The sequence below is a fragment of the Streptomyces fractus genome (assembly GCF_049844455.1).
Lineage (GTDB): Bacteria > Actinomycetota > Actinomycetes > Streptomycetales > Streptomycetaceae > Streptomyces > Streptomyces fractus.
Genome location: NZ_JBMYHI010000002.1, coordinates 1,811,218 through 1,824,515, shown reverse-complemented (window position 1 = coordinate 1,824,515; position 13,298 = coordinate 1,811,218). Strand labels below are relative to the sequence as shown.

General features: G+C 72.0%; 14 protein-coding genes. 8 read left to right on the top strand and 6 right to left on the bottom strand.

The genetic code is table 11. The features are described from left to right. Nucleotides 1-70 precede the first annotated feature (70 nt). Entirely contained in the window at nucleotides 71-946 is an 876-nt protein-coding gene (locus ACP4E5_RS10290; protein ID WP_425827191.1) for an SCO6745 family protein, read from the bottom strand. Nucleotides 947-1,061: 115 nt separating this feature from the next. On the opposite strand from ACP4E5_RS10290, the gene ACP4E5_RS10285 reads away from it, so the two are divergent. Both ACP4E5_RS10285 and ACP4E5_RS10280 read left to right on the top strand, forming a co-directional pair. Further along, nucleotides 1,062-2,024 carry a GlxA family transcriptional regulator gene (locus ACP4E5_RS10285; protein ID WP_425827189.1) on the top strand — a complete coding sequence of 321 codons (963 nt, stop codon included), beginning with the start codon at nucleotides 1,062-1,064 and terminating at the stop codon, nucleotides 2,022-2,024. A 35-nt stretch (nucleotides 2,025-2,059) separates the two neighbouring features. Then, nucleotides 2,060-2,695, top strand: a complete 636-nt coding sequence (locus ACP4E5_RS10280; RefSeq protein ID WP_425827187.1) for a DJ-1/PfpI family protein — start codon at nucleotides 2,060-2,062, stop codon at nucleotides 2,693-2,695. On the opposite strand, the gene ACP4E5_RS10275 is transcribed toward ACP4E5_RS10280, so the two are convergent. Continuing rightward, on the bottom strand, nucleotides 2,682-3,452 hold the full coding sequence (locus tag ACP4E5_RS10275; RefSeq protein ID WP_425827185.1) for an enoyl-CoA hydratase/isomerase family protein: 771 nt from the start codon (nucleotides 3,450-3,452) through the stop codon (nucleotides 2,682-2,684). The genes ACP4E5_RS10280 and ACP4E5_RS10275 overlap by 14 nt on opposite strands. Before the next feature lie 242 nt (nucleotides 3,453-3,694). Between ACP4E5_RS10275 and ACP4E5_RS10270 the strand changes: the two genes are divergently transcribed. Next, on the top strand, nucleotides 3,695-4,231 hold the full coding sequence (locus ACP4E5_RS10270) for an ATP-binding protein (protein WP_425841190.1): 537 nt from the start codon (nucleotides 3,695-3,697) through the stop codon (nucleotides 4,229-4,231). On the opposite strand, the gene idi is transcribed toward ACP4E5_RS10270, so the two are convergent. The 4 genes from idi to galE form a co-directional block, all read right to left on the bottom strand. Continuing rightward, entirely contained in the window at nucleotides 4,197-4,790 is a 594-nt protein-coding gene (gene idi, locus ACP4E5_RS10265; protein ID WP_425827183.1) for an isopentenyl-diphosphate Delta-isomerase, read from the bottom strand. The genes ACP4E5_RS10270 and idi overlap by 35 nt on opposite strands. Before the next feature lie 123 nt (nucleotides 4,791-4,913). Beyond that, complete coding sequence (locus ACP4E5_RS10260) at nucleotides 4,914-5,447, bottom strand: GNAT family N-acetyltransferase (RefSeq protein WP_425827181.1); 534 nt, start codon at nucleotides 5,445-5,447, stop codon at nucleotides 4,914-4,916. A 30-nt stretch (nucleotides 5,448-5,477) separates the two neighbouring features. Further along, nucleotides 5,478-6,419: a cation diffusion facilitator family transporter gene (locus ACP4E5_RS10255; protein ID WP_425827179.1), complete on the bottom strand. Its 942-nt coding sequence runs from the start codon at nucleotides 6,417-6,419 to the stop codon at nucleotides 5,478-5,480. Nucleotides 6,420-6,587: 168 nt separating this feature from the next. Next, nucleotides 6,588-7,571 (bottom strand): UDP-glucose 4-epimerase GalE, encoded by a 984-nt coding sequence (gene galE / locus ACP4E5_RS10250; protein ID WP_425827177.1) that lies wholly within the window; start codon nucleotides 7,569-7,571, stop codon nucleotides 6,588-6,590. A gap of 483 nt (nucleotides 7,572-8,054) precedes the next feature. Between galE and ACP4E5_RS10245 the strand changes: the two genes are divergently transcribed. The 5 genes from ACP4E5_RS10245 to ACP4E5_RS10225 are packed head-to-tail and all read left to right on the top strand — an operon-like array spanning nucleotide 8,055 to nucleotide 13,290. After that, nucleotides 8,055-9,839 (top strand): DUF5941 domain-containing protein, encoded by a 1,785-nt coding sequence (locus tag ACP4E5_RS10245; RefSeq protein ID WP_425841187.1) that lies wholly within the window; start codon nucleotides 8,055-8,057, stop codon nucleotides 9,837-9,839. Beyond that, nucleotides 9,836-10,588: a phosphocholine cytidylyltransferase family protein gene (locus ACP4E5_RS10240; protein WP_425827175.1), complete on the top strand. Its 753-nt coding sequence runs from the start codon at nucleotides 9,836-9,838 to the stop codon at nucleotides 10,586-10,588. Before ACP4E5_RS10245 ends, ACP4E5_RS10240 begins: the two co-directional genes overlap by 4 nt. Then, nucleotides 10,576-11,643 (top strand): iron-containing alcohol dehydrogenase family protein, encoded by a 1,068-nt coding sequence (locus tag ACP4E5_RS10235; RefSeq protein WP_425827173.1) that lies wholly within the window; start codon nucleotides 10,576-10,578, stop codon nucleotides 11,641-11,643. Before ACP4E5_RS10240 ends, ACP4E5_RS10235 begins: the two co-directional genes overlap by 13 nt. Continuing rightward, nucleotides 11,621-12,400 carry a CDP-alcohol phosphatidyltransferase family protein gene (locus tag ACP4E5_RS10230; RefSeq protein WP_425827171.1) on the top strand — a complete coding sequence of 260 codons (780 nt, stop codon included), beginning with the start codon at nucleotides 11,621-11,623 and terminating at the stop codon, nucleotides 12,398-12,400. Before ACP4E5_RS10235 ends, ACP4E5_RS10230 begins: the two co-directional genes overlap by 23 nt. A 17-nt stretch (nucleotides 12,401-12,417) precedes the next feature. Further along, nucleotides 12,418-13,290, top strand: a complete 873-nt coding sequence (locus ACP4E5_RS10225; protein WP_425841184.1) for a glycosyltransferase family 2 protein — start codon at nucleotides 12,418-12,420, stop codon at nucleotides 13,288-13,290. The last annotated feature ends 8 nt before the right edge of the window (nucleotides 13,291-13,298 follow it).

Here is a 13,298-nt window from a genome sequence, read left to right as displayed (position 1 = left end):
CTCCTCTCGTGTGTCCCGGCCACATCCATGGCCGGGACACACGAGTACCTCGCCCGCGTCGGATGAGTCCTCAGGCGGCCTTGCCGATCAGGTCCGCGGGGAAGGCGCCGTTGCCGAGTGCCGCGCCGACGAAGACCGTCGCCAGCTCGGTGAGCCGGGCGAGGCCCGCCTCGCCGAGGTGCTCGTAGGGGGCGCGATCGAGCGCGTCGGTCCGGTGCTCGAGCTCGGCGCGCAGCGTCGCGCCCTGCTCGGTGAGCGTCAACTCCTCGTCGGCGGTGAGCAGTCCACGCGCGCGAAGGCGCTCGGCGGCCGCGTCGTACTCGGCCTTGTCCCAGCCGCGCGTGGCGAGCAGCCACTTCGGGGCCATGCCCTTGCCGGTCGCGACGTGGCTCACGAGGGCCTCGACCGGGTCGAGTTCGGCGCCGAGCAGCGCCGCGATGTGGCCGTCGCCGCGGTGCTCGCGCAGCAGCGTCGCGGCGTGCCAGTACGCCAGGTGCGGCGCCTCCGGGACGTCGAGGTCGGCGTGGGCGGCGTACAGGGGGCGGGCGTGTCGGGTGCACGCCTCGGTGGCGCGCAGGGCGAGCTCGGCGGCCTCGGCCATCTCCTTGGAGGCGAGCGCCTCCTCGCCCAGCAGGCGGCGCAGCGTCGAGTCGACGGCACGCGCGCGTGCCGCGAGCACCGCCTCAGGGGACGCGGTCTCCCACACGGCCGGTACGTGCCGGGCCACCAGCTCGTGCTTGAAGTTGTAGAACGCGGCGCTCACGGTCCCGGCGCCGACGGCCCCCATGGGCGCGGAGCGCGCCGCGAAATAGGCCGCGCGCGAGTCCTTCACGCCGATGGCGGCCAGTTCCTTGCCGAGGTCGGGCGAGAAGTAGTGCGTCGAGTGGAACGGATTGAGCACGTTGTGGCAGTGGCGGGCGGCACGCAGGCGGGTGTCCGAAGTCATGCGCCCACGTTACCGACCGGTCGGTACGGATGGCAGTACCGGGCGCCGGGCCATGGCAGAAAAGGTGGGGTATTCGTCATTGCAGCCATGCGACTGCCGCCGAAGAATGACCCGCATGCCGCCGCACACCGTCCTGGTCCTCGTCTTCGACAACGTCCAGAACCTCGACGTCACGGGCCCGGTCGAGGTCTTCTCTGGCGCGGCGCTCGCCGCGGGCGACGGGGCCGGGTACCGGATCAGGACCGCGTCGCCCGACGGGGCGCCGGTCCGCACCTCCAGCGGCCTCACCCTGGTCCCGGACCACGCCCTCGCCGACGCCCCGGCCGCGCACACCCTGCTCGTCCCCGGCGGCCGGGGCACCCGCGCCCCCGACCCGCACCTGATCGACTGGCTGCGGGAGCGGGCCCCGTGCGCGGAGCGGCTCGTCTCGGTCTGTACCGGGGCGATCCTGCTCGCCCGCGCCGGGCTCCTCGACGGTCGCCGCGCCACGACCCACTGGGCGTACTGCGACCGCCTCGCCCGCGACCACCCGGAGGTCGACGTGGACCCGGACCCCATCTACGTACGCGACGGGAACGTGGCGACCTCCGCGGGCGTCACTGCGGGCATCGACCTCGCCCTGGCGCTCGTGGAGGAGGACCCCGGCCGGGACGTCGCGCTGACGGTCGCCCGCCACCTCGTCGTCTTCCTCCGGAGGCCGGGCAACCAGGCCCAGTTCAGCGCGCAGCTGTCCGCCCAGACCGCCCGTCGTGAGCCGCTCCGCGAGGTCCAGCAGTGGATCACCGAGCACCCCGACGACGACCTCGCCGTGGAGTCCCTCGCAAGCCGTGCCCGTCTCTCGCCCCGCCAGTTCGCCCGCGCGTTCCAGTCGGAGACGGGACTCACGCCGGGCAAGTACGTCGAACGCGTCCGGGTGGAACACGCCCGCCGCCTCCTGGAGGACACCGCGGACGGTGTGGAGGAGATCTCCCGCGCCAGCGGCTACGGCACCCCGGAGGCGATGCGCCGCGCCTTCCTCAAGACCCTCGGCACACCCCCGGCGGAGTACCGCCGCCGATTCCACGCGCCACTGGGCTGACCATCGCCCGCCCGACCCGTCCGAAAGGCCGTCCCATGCAGATCGCCATCGCCCTCTACGAACGTTTCACCGCCCTCGACGCCATCGGGCCCTACGAGACTCTCGTACGCCTCCCCGACGCCGAGGTGGTGTTCGTCGCCGAGCGGCCCGGCCCCGTCCGCACCGACACCGGGGCCCTCGCTCTCGTCGCAGACAAGGCATTCGACGAGGTGCCGAACCCGGACGTCGTCGTCGTGCCCGGCGGGCCGGGGCAGTCTGACCAGATGGAGAACCGGGTGCTGCTCGACTGGCTGCGCGCGGCGGACGCCCACAGCACCTGGACGACGTCCGTGTGCACCGGGTCCCTGCTCCTTGCCGCGGCGGGCCTGTTGAAGGGCCGGCGCGCCGCGTCGCACTGGCTGGCCCTCGACGCCCTGGCGGGGTTCGGCGTCGAGCCGACAGGGGAGCGCGTGGTCACCGAGGGCAAGTACGTCACCGCCGCCGGGGTGTCGGCCGGCATCGACATGGGCCTCACCCTCGTAGGGCGGATCGCGGGCGACGAACACGCCCAGGCCGTACAGCTGTTGACCGAGTACGATCCGCAGCCGCCCTACGACGCGGGGGCGCCGCACAAGGCGCCCGCGCACCTCGTCGAGAGGTTCCGTGCGCAGAGCCGGTTCATCCTGCGGTAGGCGCTGACCCCACCGTCCACCCGAACTCCGGCACCCGCCGCTCCAGGAACGCGGCGACGCCCTCCGCGCTCTCGCCGCCCGCGCGCGCCTGCTCGGCCCAGTACGCGTCCCGGTCCGTGCGACCCGTCACGAACTCCTTCGCCGCGGCCTGCGTGAGCTGCGAGCGGGCGGCGAGGGTGCCGGTGAACTCGGCGACCCTCCCGGCCAGTCCGTCCTCGGGCAGCACTTCGTCCACGAGCCCGGTGCGCAGCGCCCGTTCCGCCCCGATCAACTCACCCGAGAACAGCAGGTACTTGGCCGTCGCCGGGCCCACCAGCGCGGCGAGGCGGCGCGTGGAGGAGGCCGGGTAGACGATCCCGAGCTTGGCCGGGGTCACCCCGAACCGCGCGCCTTCGGCGGCGAAGCGCAGATCGCAGGCCGCCGCCAACTGGCTGCCGCCGCCCACGCAGAACCCCCGCACCACGGCGAGCGTCGGCTTCGGGAAGGCGGCGAGCGCGTCCTCCGCCGCGACCGCGAGCCCCTGCGCCGCGCCCTCCCCGAGAGTCGATATGTCGGCCCCGGCGCAGAACGTGTCCCCGGCTCCGGTGAGCACGAGAACCCGTACCTCCGGATCGGCCGCGAGCCGTTCGAGGAGCGGCGGCAGGGACGCCCACATGGCGTCGGTCATGGCGTTGCGCTTGGCCGGATGGTCGATCACGACGGTCGCGACGCCGTCGGCGACGGCGTGCGTGAGCTGCGACGGAGAGACGGAAGACATGGGCGGGATGCTAGCCCGGCGGCCAACGCGCTCGGCGTGTCGGGCAGTTCGTAGAACAAGCTTAAGAAGGTGTAAGTCGGGCGCAATGAGGTCACGAGCGATCAACTCTCTGGCCCGCTCGGCCATCAACGGTCAAATGTCGTCGATACCTGCTGACTTCTGGTCAGTAGTACGGCCCGGAGCAGGTGATTCCCAACACTCGAAGCGTGGTGACAATCGAGCGCAAGGGCGGCGACCTGACAATGAGCGACCACGGGCGGGAGTCCCGCCCACGTCCTCAGGGCAGCGGGGGAGCGCCCCCCGATCTTCCCGCGGACGGGCCGCTCCCGTACGAGGGAGTGTGGCGGTTCACGACGCAGGCGGTCGAGGCCTCCGTGCCGCAGGCCCGGCGCGCGGTGCGGGAGTTGCTCACCCGGCAGGGCGTGCCCGCGCCGGACGACCTGGTGCACGGGCTGCTCGTGATCGTCTCCGAGCTCGTCACGAACGCGGTGAAGCACGCCGCCGTGGTGTCGCCGATGCTCGCCGTGGAGGTCGCCGTGGGGCCCGAGTGGGTGCGGGTGTCCGTGGAGGACGAACACCCCTACAAGCCCACCGCACTCGAGGCCACCAGCGGTCAGACCGGCGGCCGCGGCCTGCTGCTCGTCCGCGAGATCACCGCGGAGGCGGGCGGCGTCTGCGACGTCGCGGGAACCGCGAGCGGGGGCAAGGTGATCTGGGCCGCCCTGCCCCTCAAGCCCGAGACGGTCACCAACCCGCCGACTGGCCTGTCAGCTCCCTGACCGCGGGCCGCGCCGCGTCGAGGACCGTCATGAACCACGCCGAGAACGGGTCCTTGGCGTGCCGCTCGGCCAGCTCGTCGGCCGTCACGAACGCCGTCGCCCCGACCTCCTCCGGGTCGGGGTCCAGTGACGCCTGCACGAGGCCCACGAAGAGGTGGTTGTACTCCTGCTCCACCAGGCCCGACTCCGGGTCCGGGTGGTTGTAGCGCACCGTGCCGGCCTCGGCCATCAGGGACGGGGAGACGCCGAGCTCCTCGAAGGTGCGCCGCGCGGCCGCCGCGAACGGGGCCTCGCCGGGGTACGGGTGGCCGCAGCAGGTGTTCGACCAGACGCCGGGGGAGTGGTACTTGCCGAGCGCCCGCTGCTGGAGCAGCAGTCGGCCCTGTTCGTCGAAGAGGAACACGGAGAACGCTCTGTGCAGCTGCCCGGGCGGCTGGTGCGCCGCGAGCTTCTCCGCCGTGCCGATCGTCCTGCCGTCCTCGTCGACGAGTTCCAGCAAGATCGCTTCCGCGGTGCCGTTCGACGAGCTGTTCGTCGTGGGGGCAGGTGTGATCGGCATACCCATCCTTCGTTTCGGTCCTCGAACCAAGTCTGCCGTACGGGACCGACAGCCCCCGCGCTGTCCGTGTCCCGCAAGTCCCGGCCGGCCTGGCGGCCGGGCGGAACAACCGTAGGCGTCGGGTCAGACGCCGAACGCGGCCGGGTAGGTGATCGTGCCCCGCGGGAGTCGCCCGGAATCGTCGCTTTCATCCAGAACGAGGGCCATCATCGCCTCGTCCGGCACCTCGAAACCCGGCCGGATGCCGTACCCGGAGGCGGGCGTGAAGCCGAACCTCGGGTAGTACTCCGGGTGTCCGAGCACCAGCACAAGTCGCTCTCCACGCGCGCGTGCCGCGTCCAGCACCGCACGGACGACGGCCGAACCGGCCCCGGTGCGCTGGTATCCCGGCAGCACGGCACAGGGCGCGAGCGCCGCGGCGGGCGCGCCGTCCACGGTGCAGCGGGTGATCAGCGCGTACGCGGCGACCGTGCCGTCCGGGGCCTCGGCCACGTAGGCGAGCCCCTCGAGCCACGCGTCCCGGTCGGCGCGCAGGGCGTCGACGAGGTCGGCCTCGGCCTCGGTGGGGAAGGCGGCGGCGTTGACGGCGTGCACGGCCGCCCGGTCGGCCCCGGTCTCAGGGCGCGGATGCCACGTGTGCGTCGTGTCGTCGGTCAAACCATGAACCTTTGAGTGAAGGGGCGTCGCTCAGTGGCACAGTCGCGCCTCGTGCTCGGCGTGCCCGGTGGGCTCCAGCTGGAACGTGCAGTGCTCCACGTCGAAGTGGTCGCCGAGGCAGCCCTGCAGCTCGTGGAGCATCTTCTCGTGGCCGATCGAGCCCAGCATCTCCGTGCTGACGACCACGTGCGCCGAGAGCACCGGCATCCCCGAGGTGATCGTCCAGGCGTGCAGGTCGTGCACGTCCTCGACGCCGGGCAGCGCCAGTATGTGGGCCCTGACCTCCGCCATGTCGACGCCCTTGGGGGCCGATTCGAGCAGCACGTTCAACGTCTCGCGCAGCAGCTTCACCGTACGCGGGACGATCATGAGGCCGATGACGAGCGAGGCGATCGGGTCGGCGGGCTGCCAGCCGGTGGTCAGGATGATCACGGCGGAGATCAGCACCGCGAGGGAGCCGAGCGCGTCGGCGGCCACCTCAAGGAAGGCGCCGCGCACGTTCAGGCTCTCCTGCTGGCCCTTCACCAGGAGGGACAGGGAGATCATGTTCGCGACCAGGCCGATCAGGCCGAAGACGATCGTCTGCCCGCCCGCCGTCTCGGCCGGCTCCATGAACCGCTCGATCGCCTCGTACAGGACATAGCCGCCGACGCCGAGCAGCAGCAGGCAGTTGGCGAGCGCGGCGAGGATCTCGGCGCGCGCGTAGCCGAAGGTGCGCTGGTCGCTGGCCGGGCGGTTGGCGAAGTGGATCGCGATCAGGGCCATCGCGAGGCCGAGCGCGTCGGTCGCCATGTGGGCGGCGTCGGCGATCAGGGCGAGCGAGTCGGCGACGATGCCGCCGATGATCTCCACCACCATCACCGTCAGCGTGATCGACAGGGCGACACGCAGCCGCCCGCGGTGCGCGGCGGCGGCCGTCCCGGTCGTCGGTCCGTGACTGTGCCCGTGGTCGTGATCGTGCCCGAGGCCCATCGAAAACCCCCTACGTATCGATCCGGCGCGACGCCCTGGTCGGGAGCGACGATCACAGTGAACTACGGGTAGGGGGTATCCGCAAACATGGCGGTGAACACCGTTGTCATGTGCCCTGACCTGCGGAAACGATGTACCGCTTGTACGCAGGTCAGGGCGCCGCGGTGATCACTTACCGGTCGCCTCGGGGTGCCGCAGACACCAGCCGGCCCAGGCCGACTCGACCATCTCGCGCACCGCGCGCCGCGCCTTCCAGCCGAGCTCCTTCTCGGCGAGCGCCGAGGAGCCGACCGCGCGCGGCGCGTCGCCGGGGCGGCGCGGCTCGACGATCGCGGGGGTGTGGTCCCCGGACACCTCCGCGATCAGGTCGATCAGCTCGCGCACGGAGGCGCCCTGCCCGGTGCCGATGTTGAGCGTCAGGTCACCGCTCGCGCCGGGCACGGACAGCCGGCGGGCCGCCGCAACGTGCGCCTCGGCGAGGTCGGCGACGTGAATGTAGTCACGTACGCAGGTGCCGTCCGGGGTCGGGTAGTCGTCGCCGAAGATCCGCGGGGCCTCGCCGCGCGACAGCCGGTCGAAGACCATCGGGATCACGTTGTAGACGCCGATGTCCGCGAGCTCGGGCGCGGCGGCGCCCGCCACGTTGAAGTAGCGCAGGCAGGCCGTCGCCATGCCGTGCGCGTGCCCGGCCGCCCGCACCAGCCACTCGCCCGCCAGCTTCGTCTCGCCGTACGGGTTCACGGGCTCGGTGGCCGTGGACTCGGTGATGAGGCCCACATCCGTGTTGCCGTAGACGGCCGCCGACGAGGAGAACACGAAGCGGCGCACCCCGGCGGACGCGACCGCCTCCAGGAGGGTGGCGAGCCCGCCCACGTTGTCCCGGTAGTACAGCTCGGGCTTCTCCACCGACTCGCCGACCTGCTTGTGCGCGGCGAGGTGGATCACGCCCGTCACCTCGTGCTCCGCGCACACCCGGGCCACCAACTCGGTGTCCAGCGCCGAGCCGCGGACCAGCGGGATCGCCTCGGGAAGCCGCTCGGGCACCCCCGAGGTCACGTTGTCGAGGACGACGACCCGCTCGTCCGCTTCCGTCATAGCCCGCGCCACATGGGCCCCGATGTATCCGGCTCCGCCGGTGATCAGCCACGTCATGGCGCACCACCCTATGACCGAACCGGCATCTGGCCGGTTCGCGTTACCTGCTACCCCCGGTTACGGGCCCGGGCGGCCCCTGGTTTGTGGCCCGAGTACTTGATCGTCAATGATGAGCGCGCGGTCGGCCCTGCGCGGACCGCATGAGACAGGGGCCAATCGGTCGGTAAACGGGCAGCGAACACCCGGTTGCGCCATCCGATAGCCTCTGCCGACATGCCGCCCGGCCGCGCCTCAGGGACCGCGCCGGGTGGCCCGCCTGCGTCGCGGCGTGTGGCACGCGCGCTCGCTGTGTTGCCGAAAGGCCCGAGTAGCTCCGCTACCGGGACCTTCCGGCGCCTTGCGATCGCACGCACCAGACGCCGTGACGCCCGCCCTTCGGGCGGACGACGGGCCACCCGGCGCAGCCCCTGGCCGCGCCGGGCACCCCACCATGCATGAGCCCGGCGCGCCCCCGCGTCGGCACCCAAGGAGTGAGTTCGTCTGTCGACCGCCATCGTCACCGGATCGCCGGTTCCCGGATCGTCCCTGGAGGGCGATCTGCGGGCACTCGGCTTCGACGTGCGGCTCGCCCCGGACGCCGCGGACGCCGAAGCGGCGCTCGCCGCCGTCCCCGGCGACCAGCGGGTCGCGGTCGTCGACGCGGGCTTCGTGGGCCATGTCCACGCCCTGCGTCTCGGCCTGACCGACCCGCGTTTTCCCGCGGCGGCGATCCCCGGCGCGCTCACCGCGCAGCCCGCCGCCCGCCAGGCGCTGACCCGCGCGGTCGCGCGGACCGGCGTCGACCCGGACGTCGTGGCCAAGAGCCTGGAGGCGGACGGCACCGACGTGCACCGCCCCGAACTCGGCGAGCTCGTCGCCGCGGTGCCCGCCGACCCGCAGACCCGCAACGAGGCCCGCCAGGCCCTCGCCGCGGTCGACGACGAGGCGATCCGGCTGCGTACGGCGGTCAAGGCGCGCGACGGCTTCTTCACGACCCACTGCATCAGCCCGTACTCCCGCTACATCGCGCGCTGGTGCGCACGCCGCGGCCTGACCCCGAACCAGGTCACCACCGCGTCGCTGCTCGTCGCCCTGATCGCGGCGGGCTGCGCGGCGACCGGCACGCGCGTCGGGTTCGTCGCGGCGGGCGTCCTGCTGCTCGCCTCCTTCGTCCTGGACTGCACCGACGGGCAGCTCGCCCGCTACTCGTTGCAGTACTCGACGATGGGCGCCTGGCTGGACGCGACGTTCGACCGGGCCAAGGAGTACGCCTACTACGCGGGCCTCGCGCTCGGCGCCGCCAACGCGGGCGCCGGGGACGACGTCTGGGCCCTCGCCCTCGGCGCGATGGTGCTGCAGACCGGGCGGCACGTGATCGACTTCTCGTTCAACGAGGCGAACCACGACGCCGAGGCGCTGGGTGAATTGGCGGGGGCCAGCCCCACCGCGTCGCTTTCGGGCAAGCTCGACTCCGTCGGCTGGACCGTCTGGGCCCGCCGCATGGTCGTGCTGCCGATCGGTGAACGCTGGGCGCTGATCGCTCTCTTCACCGCGCTGACCACCCCGCGCATCACGTTCTACATGCTGCTCATCGGCTGCGCGCTCGCCGCCTGCTACACGACCGCGGGCCGCGTCCTGCGCTCGCTGACCCGCAGGGCGCGCCGCACGGACCGGGCCGCGCAGGCGCTCGCCGATCTCGCCGACTCCGGCCCGCTCGCCGAGGTGATCGGGAAGACCCTCAAGGCGAAGGCCGCCCCCGTGCTCGCCGCCGTCGGTGCCGCCGCGGTCGTCGCTGTGAGCGCCCTCACGGACGTCGGCAGCGGCTGGCCGATCCTGGCCGCCGCCGTGTACTGCGTCACGTCGGGCCTCGCGGTCTCCCGCCCCCTCAAGGGCTCCCTCGACTGGCTCGTGCCCCCGATCTTCCGGGCCGGCGAGTACCTCGCGATCCTCGTCCTCGCCGCCCGCGCGGACGTACAGGGGGCGCTGCCCGCGGCCTTCGGGCTTGTCGGCGCGGTCGCCTACCATCATTACGACACGGTGTACCGCATTCGCGGCAACGCCGGGGCGCCGCCGCACTGGCTTGTGCGGACGATCGGCGGGCACGAAGGCCGGACCCTGGTGGTCACGGTCCTCGCCGCGCTGCTCGGCCCCACAGATTTCCCCGTCGCGCTCACGGTGCTCGCCGTGGCCGTGGCACTCGTGGTGCTCGCAGAGAGCATCCGTTTCTGGGTCGCCTCCGCTCAGCGCGGAGCGCCCGCCGTACACGATGAAGGAGAACCCGCATGATCGGCCTCGTCCTGGCCGCCGGCGCCGGCAGCCGGCTCCGTCCCTACACCGAGACGCTCCCCAAGGCGCTCGTGCCCGTCGTGGGCGAGGGGACCGAGAACGAGCTCTCCGTACTCGACCTCACGCTGAAGAACTTCGCGGAGATCGGTCTCACCGAGGTCGGCATCATCGTCGGCTACCGCAAGGAGGTCGTCTACGAGCGCCAGGCCGCGCTCGAGGCGAAGTACGGCCTGAAGCTCACGCTCATCGAGAACGACGTGGCCGAGAAGTGGAACAACGCCTACTCCCTGTGGTGCGGCCGTGACGCCATGAAGCACACGGTGATCCTCGCCAACGGCGACACCGTGCACCCGGTCTCCGTGGAGAAGACGCTGCTTGCCGCCCGCGGCGAAGGCAAGAAGATCATCCTCGCGCTCGACACGGTCAAGGATCTGGGCGAGGAGGAGATGAAGGTCGTCGTGGACCCCGACAAGGGCGTCCAGAAGATCACGAAGCTGATGGACCCCTCCGAGGCCACCGGCGAGTACATCGGCGTCACCCTCATCGAGGGCGAGGCCGCCGACGAGCTGGCCGACGCCCTGAAGGCCACGTACGAGCGTGACCCGCAGCTGTACTACGAGGACGGCTACCAGGAGCTCGTGAACCGCGGCTTCAAGGTCGACGTCGCGCCCATCGGCGATGTCCCGTGGGTCGAGATCGACAACCACGACGACCTCGCCAAGGGCCGGGAGATCGCGTGCCAGTACTGACGAGACTCATTCCCTCGCCGGTCGTCGTCGACATTCGGCCGGGGGCGCTCGACGACCTGGCCAAGGTCCTCGCCGACCAGAGGATCTCGTCGTCCACGGGGCGCCTGGCCATCGCGATCAGCGGTGGTTCGGGCGCCGCCCTGCGGGCCCGCCTCGAGCCCTCGCTGCCCCGCGCCGAGTGGTTCGAGGTCGGCGGCGGCACCATCGACGACGCGATCAAGCTCGCCGACGACGTCAAGAAGGCCGGGCGCTACGACGCCCTGGTCGGCCTCGGCGGCGGCAAGATCATCGACTGTGCGAAGTTCGCGGCCGCGCGCGTCGGCGTGCCGCTGGTCGCCGTCGCGACGAACCTGTCGCACGACGGCCTGTGCTCGCCCGTCGCGACCCTCGACAACGACGCGGGCCGCGGCTCCTACGGTGTGCCGAACCCGATCGGCGTCGTGATCGACCTCGACATCATCCGCGAGGCCCCGGTGCGTTTCGTGCGCTCCGGGATCGGCGACGCCCTCTCCAACATCTCCGCGGTCGCGGACTGGGAGCTGGGCGCCCGCGAGCGCGGCGAGGACATCGACGGCCTGGCCGCCGCCATGGCACGCCAGGCGGGCGAGGCGGTCCTGCGCCACCCCGGCGGCGTCGGCGACGACGACTTCCTCCAGGTGCTCGCCGAGGGCCTGGTCCTCACCGGTATCGCCATGTCGGTCTCCGGTGACTCGCGGCCCGCCTCCGGCGCCTGCCACGAGATCAACCACGCCTTCGACCTCCTCTTCCCCAAGCGCGCCGCCAGCCACGGCGAGCAGTGCGGCCTGGGCGCGGCGTTCGCGATGCACCTGCGCGGTGCCCGCGAGCAGTCCGTGTACATGGCCGAGGTGCTGCGCCGGCACGGCCTGCCGGTGCTGCCGGATGAGATCGGCTTCACCGTGGACGAGTTCGTGAAGGTCGTGGAGTTCGCTCCGCAGACCCGTCCGGGCCGCTTCACGATCCTCGAGCACCTCGACCTCTCCACCGATCAGATCAGGGACGCCTACGCCGACTATGCAAAAGCCATCGGTAGCTGAACTCCGCCCGGTCGTTCACCCCGCCGGGGTGAAGGACCGCAGGAGCGGTGAGCACTGGATGGGCCGGCTCTACATGCGCGAACTGTCGCTGCGTGTGGACCGCCACCTGGTGAACACCAAGGTCTCGCCCAACCAGCTGACCTACCTGATGACCGTCTGCGGTGTCCTCGCGGCGCCCGCGCTCCTGGTGCCGGGCATCTGGGGCGCGGTCCTCGGTGTCGTCGCGGTGCAGCTGTACCTGCTGCTCGACTGCGTCGACGGCGAGGTGGCGCGCTGGCGCAAGCAGTACTCGCTGACCGGCGTGTGGATGGACCGGGTCGGCGCGTACCTGACCGACGCGGCCGTCCTGGTCGGCTTCGGGCTGCGCGCCGCCGACCTGTTCGGCTCCGGCCGCATCGACTGGCTGTGGGCATTCCTCGGCACGCTCGCCGCGCTCGGCGCCATCCTGATCAAGGCCGAGACGGACCTCGTGGGCCTGGCCCGCGCGGCCGGCGGCAAGGAGCAGGTCAAGGAGTCCGCGTCCGAGATGCGCTCCTCCGGCATGGCCCTGGCCCGCCGGGCCGCGGCCATGCTGAAGTTCCACCGGCTGATCCTGGGCATCGAGGCGACGCTCCTCATCCTGGTCCTGTCCGTCGTGGACCAGATCCGGGGCGACCTGTTCTTCTCGCGCCTGGGCGTGGCCGTCCTCGCGGGCATCGCGCTCCTGCAGACCCTGCTCCACCTCGTGTCCATCCTCGCTTCGAGCAGGCTCAAGTGAGCGCCGGGACACAGCAGTTGAAGGTCGGCGCGGTTGTCATCACCATGGGCAACCGGCCGGCCGAACTGCGCGCCCTCCTCGACTCGGTCGCCAAGCAGGACGGCGACCCGGTCGAGGTGGTCGTGGTCGGCAACGGCTCCCCGGTCCCGGACGTCCCCGAAGGCGTCCGCACCATCGAGCTGCCCGAGAACCTCGGCATCCCCGGCGGACGCAACGTCGGCATCGAGGCCTTCGGGCCCTCCGGCTCCGACGTCGACCTCCTGATGTTCCTGGACGACGACGGGCTGCTGCCGCTCACGGACACCGCGGAGAAGTGCCGCGCCGCCTTCGCCGCCGACCCGAAGCTCGGCATCGTCAGCTTCCGCATCGCGGACCCGGACACCGGCGAGACCCAGCGCCGGCACGTGCCGCGCCTGCGCGCCGCCGACCCGATGCGCTCCTCGCGCGTGACGACCTTCCTGGGCGGCGCCAACGCCGTCCGTACGCGGGTCATCGCCGAGGCGGGACCGCTGCCCGCGGAGTTCTTCTACGCCCACGAGGAGACCGACCTTGCCTGGCGTGCCCTCGACGCGGGCTGGATGATCGACTACCGCGCCGACATGGTGCTGCACCACCCCACCACGGCCCCGTCCCGGCACGCGGTCTACCACCGCATGGTGGCCCGCAACCGGGTCTGGCTGGCCCGCCGCAATCTGCCCGCGCTCCTGGTGCCCGTGTACCTCGGCGTCTGGCTGCTGCTCACCCTGGCCCGCCGCCCCTCGGGCCCGGCGCTGAAGGCCTGGCTCGGCGGCTTCAAGGAAGGCTGGACGACCCCCTGCGGGCCCAGGCGTCCCATGAAGTGGCGTACCGTGTGGCGGCTTACCCGACTGGGCCGACCCCCTGTCATCTGACAAGCTCG

What these genes read in the sequence shown, in the direction of transcription:
- ACP4E5_RS10240 (WP_425827175.1), top strand. Translation starts at nt 9,836, where the DNA reads ATGATCGGCCTCGTCCTGGCCGCCGGCGCCGGCAGCCGGCTCCGTCCC.
- ACP4E5_RS10255 (WP_425827179.1), bottom strand. Translation starts at nt 6,419, where the DNA reads ATGGGCCTCGGGCACGATCACGACCACGGGCACAGTCACGGACCGACG.
- ACP4E5_RS10275 (WP_425827185.1), bottom strand. Translation starts at nt 3,452, where the DNA reads ATGTCTTCCGTCTCTCCGTCGCAGCTCACGCACGCCGTCGCCGACGGC.
- galE (WP_425827177.1), bottom strand. Translation starts at nt 7,571, where the DNA reads ATGACGTGGCTGATCACCGGCGGAGCCGGATACATCGGGGCCCATGTG.
- ACP4E5_RS10230 (WP_425827171.1), top strand. Translation starts at nt 11,621, where the DNA reads ATGCAAAAGCCATCGGTAGCTGAACTCCGCCCGGTCGTTCACCCCGCC.
- ACP4E5_RS10290 (WP_425827191.1), bottom strand. Translation starts at nt 946, where the DNA reads ATGACTTCGGACACCCGCCTGCGTGCCGCCCGCCACTGCCACAACGTG.
- ACP4E5_RS10280 (WP_425827187.1), top strand. Translation starts at nt 2,060, where the DNA reads ATGCAGATCGCCATCGCCCTCTACGAACGTTTCACCGCCCTCGACGCC.
- idi (WP_425827183.1), bottom strand. Translation starts at nt 4,790, where the DNA reads ATGCCGATCACACCTGCCCCCACGACGAACAGCTCGTCGAACGGCACC.
- ACP4E5_RS10285 (WP_425827189.1), top strand. Translation starts at nt 1,062, where the DNA reads ATGCCGCCGCACACCGTCCTGGTCCTCGTCTTCGACAACGTCCAGAAC.
- ACP4E5_RS10270 (WP_425841190.1), top strand. Translation starts at nt 3,695, where the DNA reads ATGAGCGACCACGGGCGGGAGTCCCGCCCACGTCCTCAGGGCAGCGGG.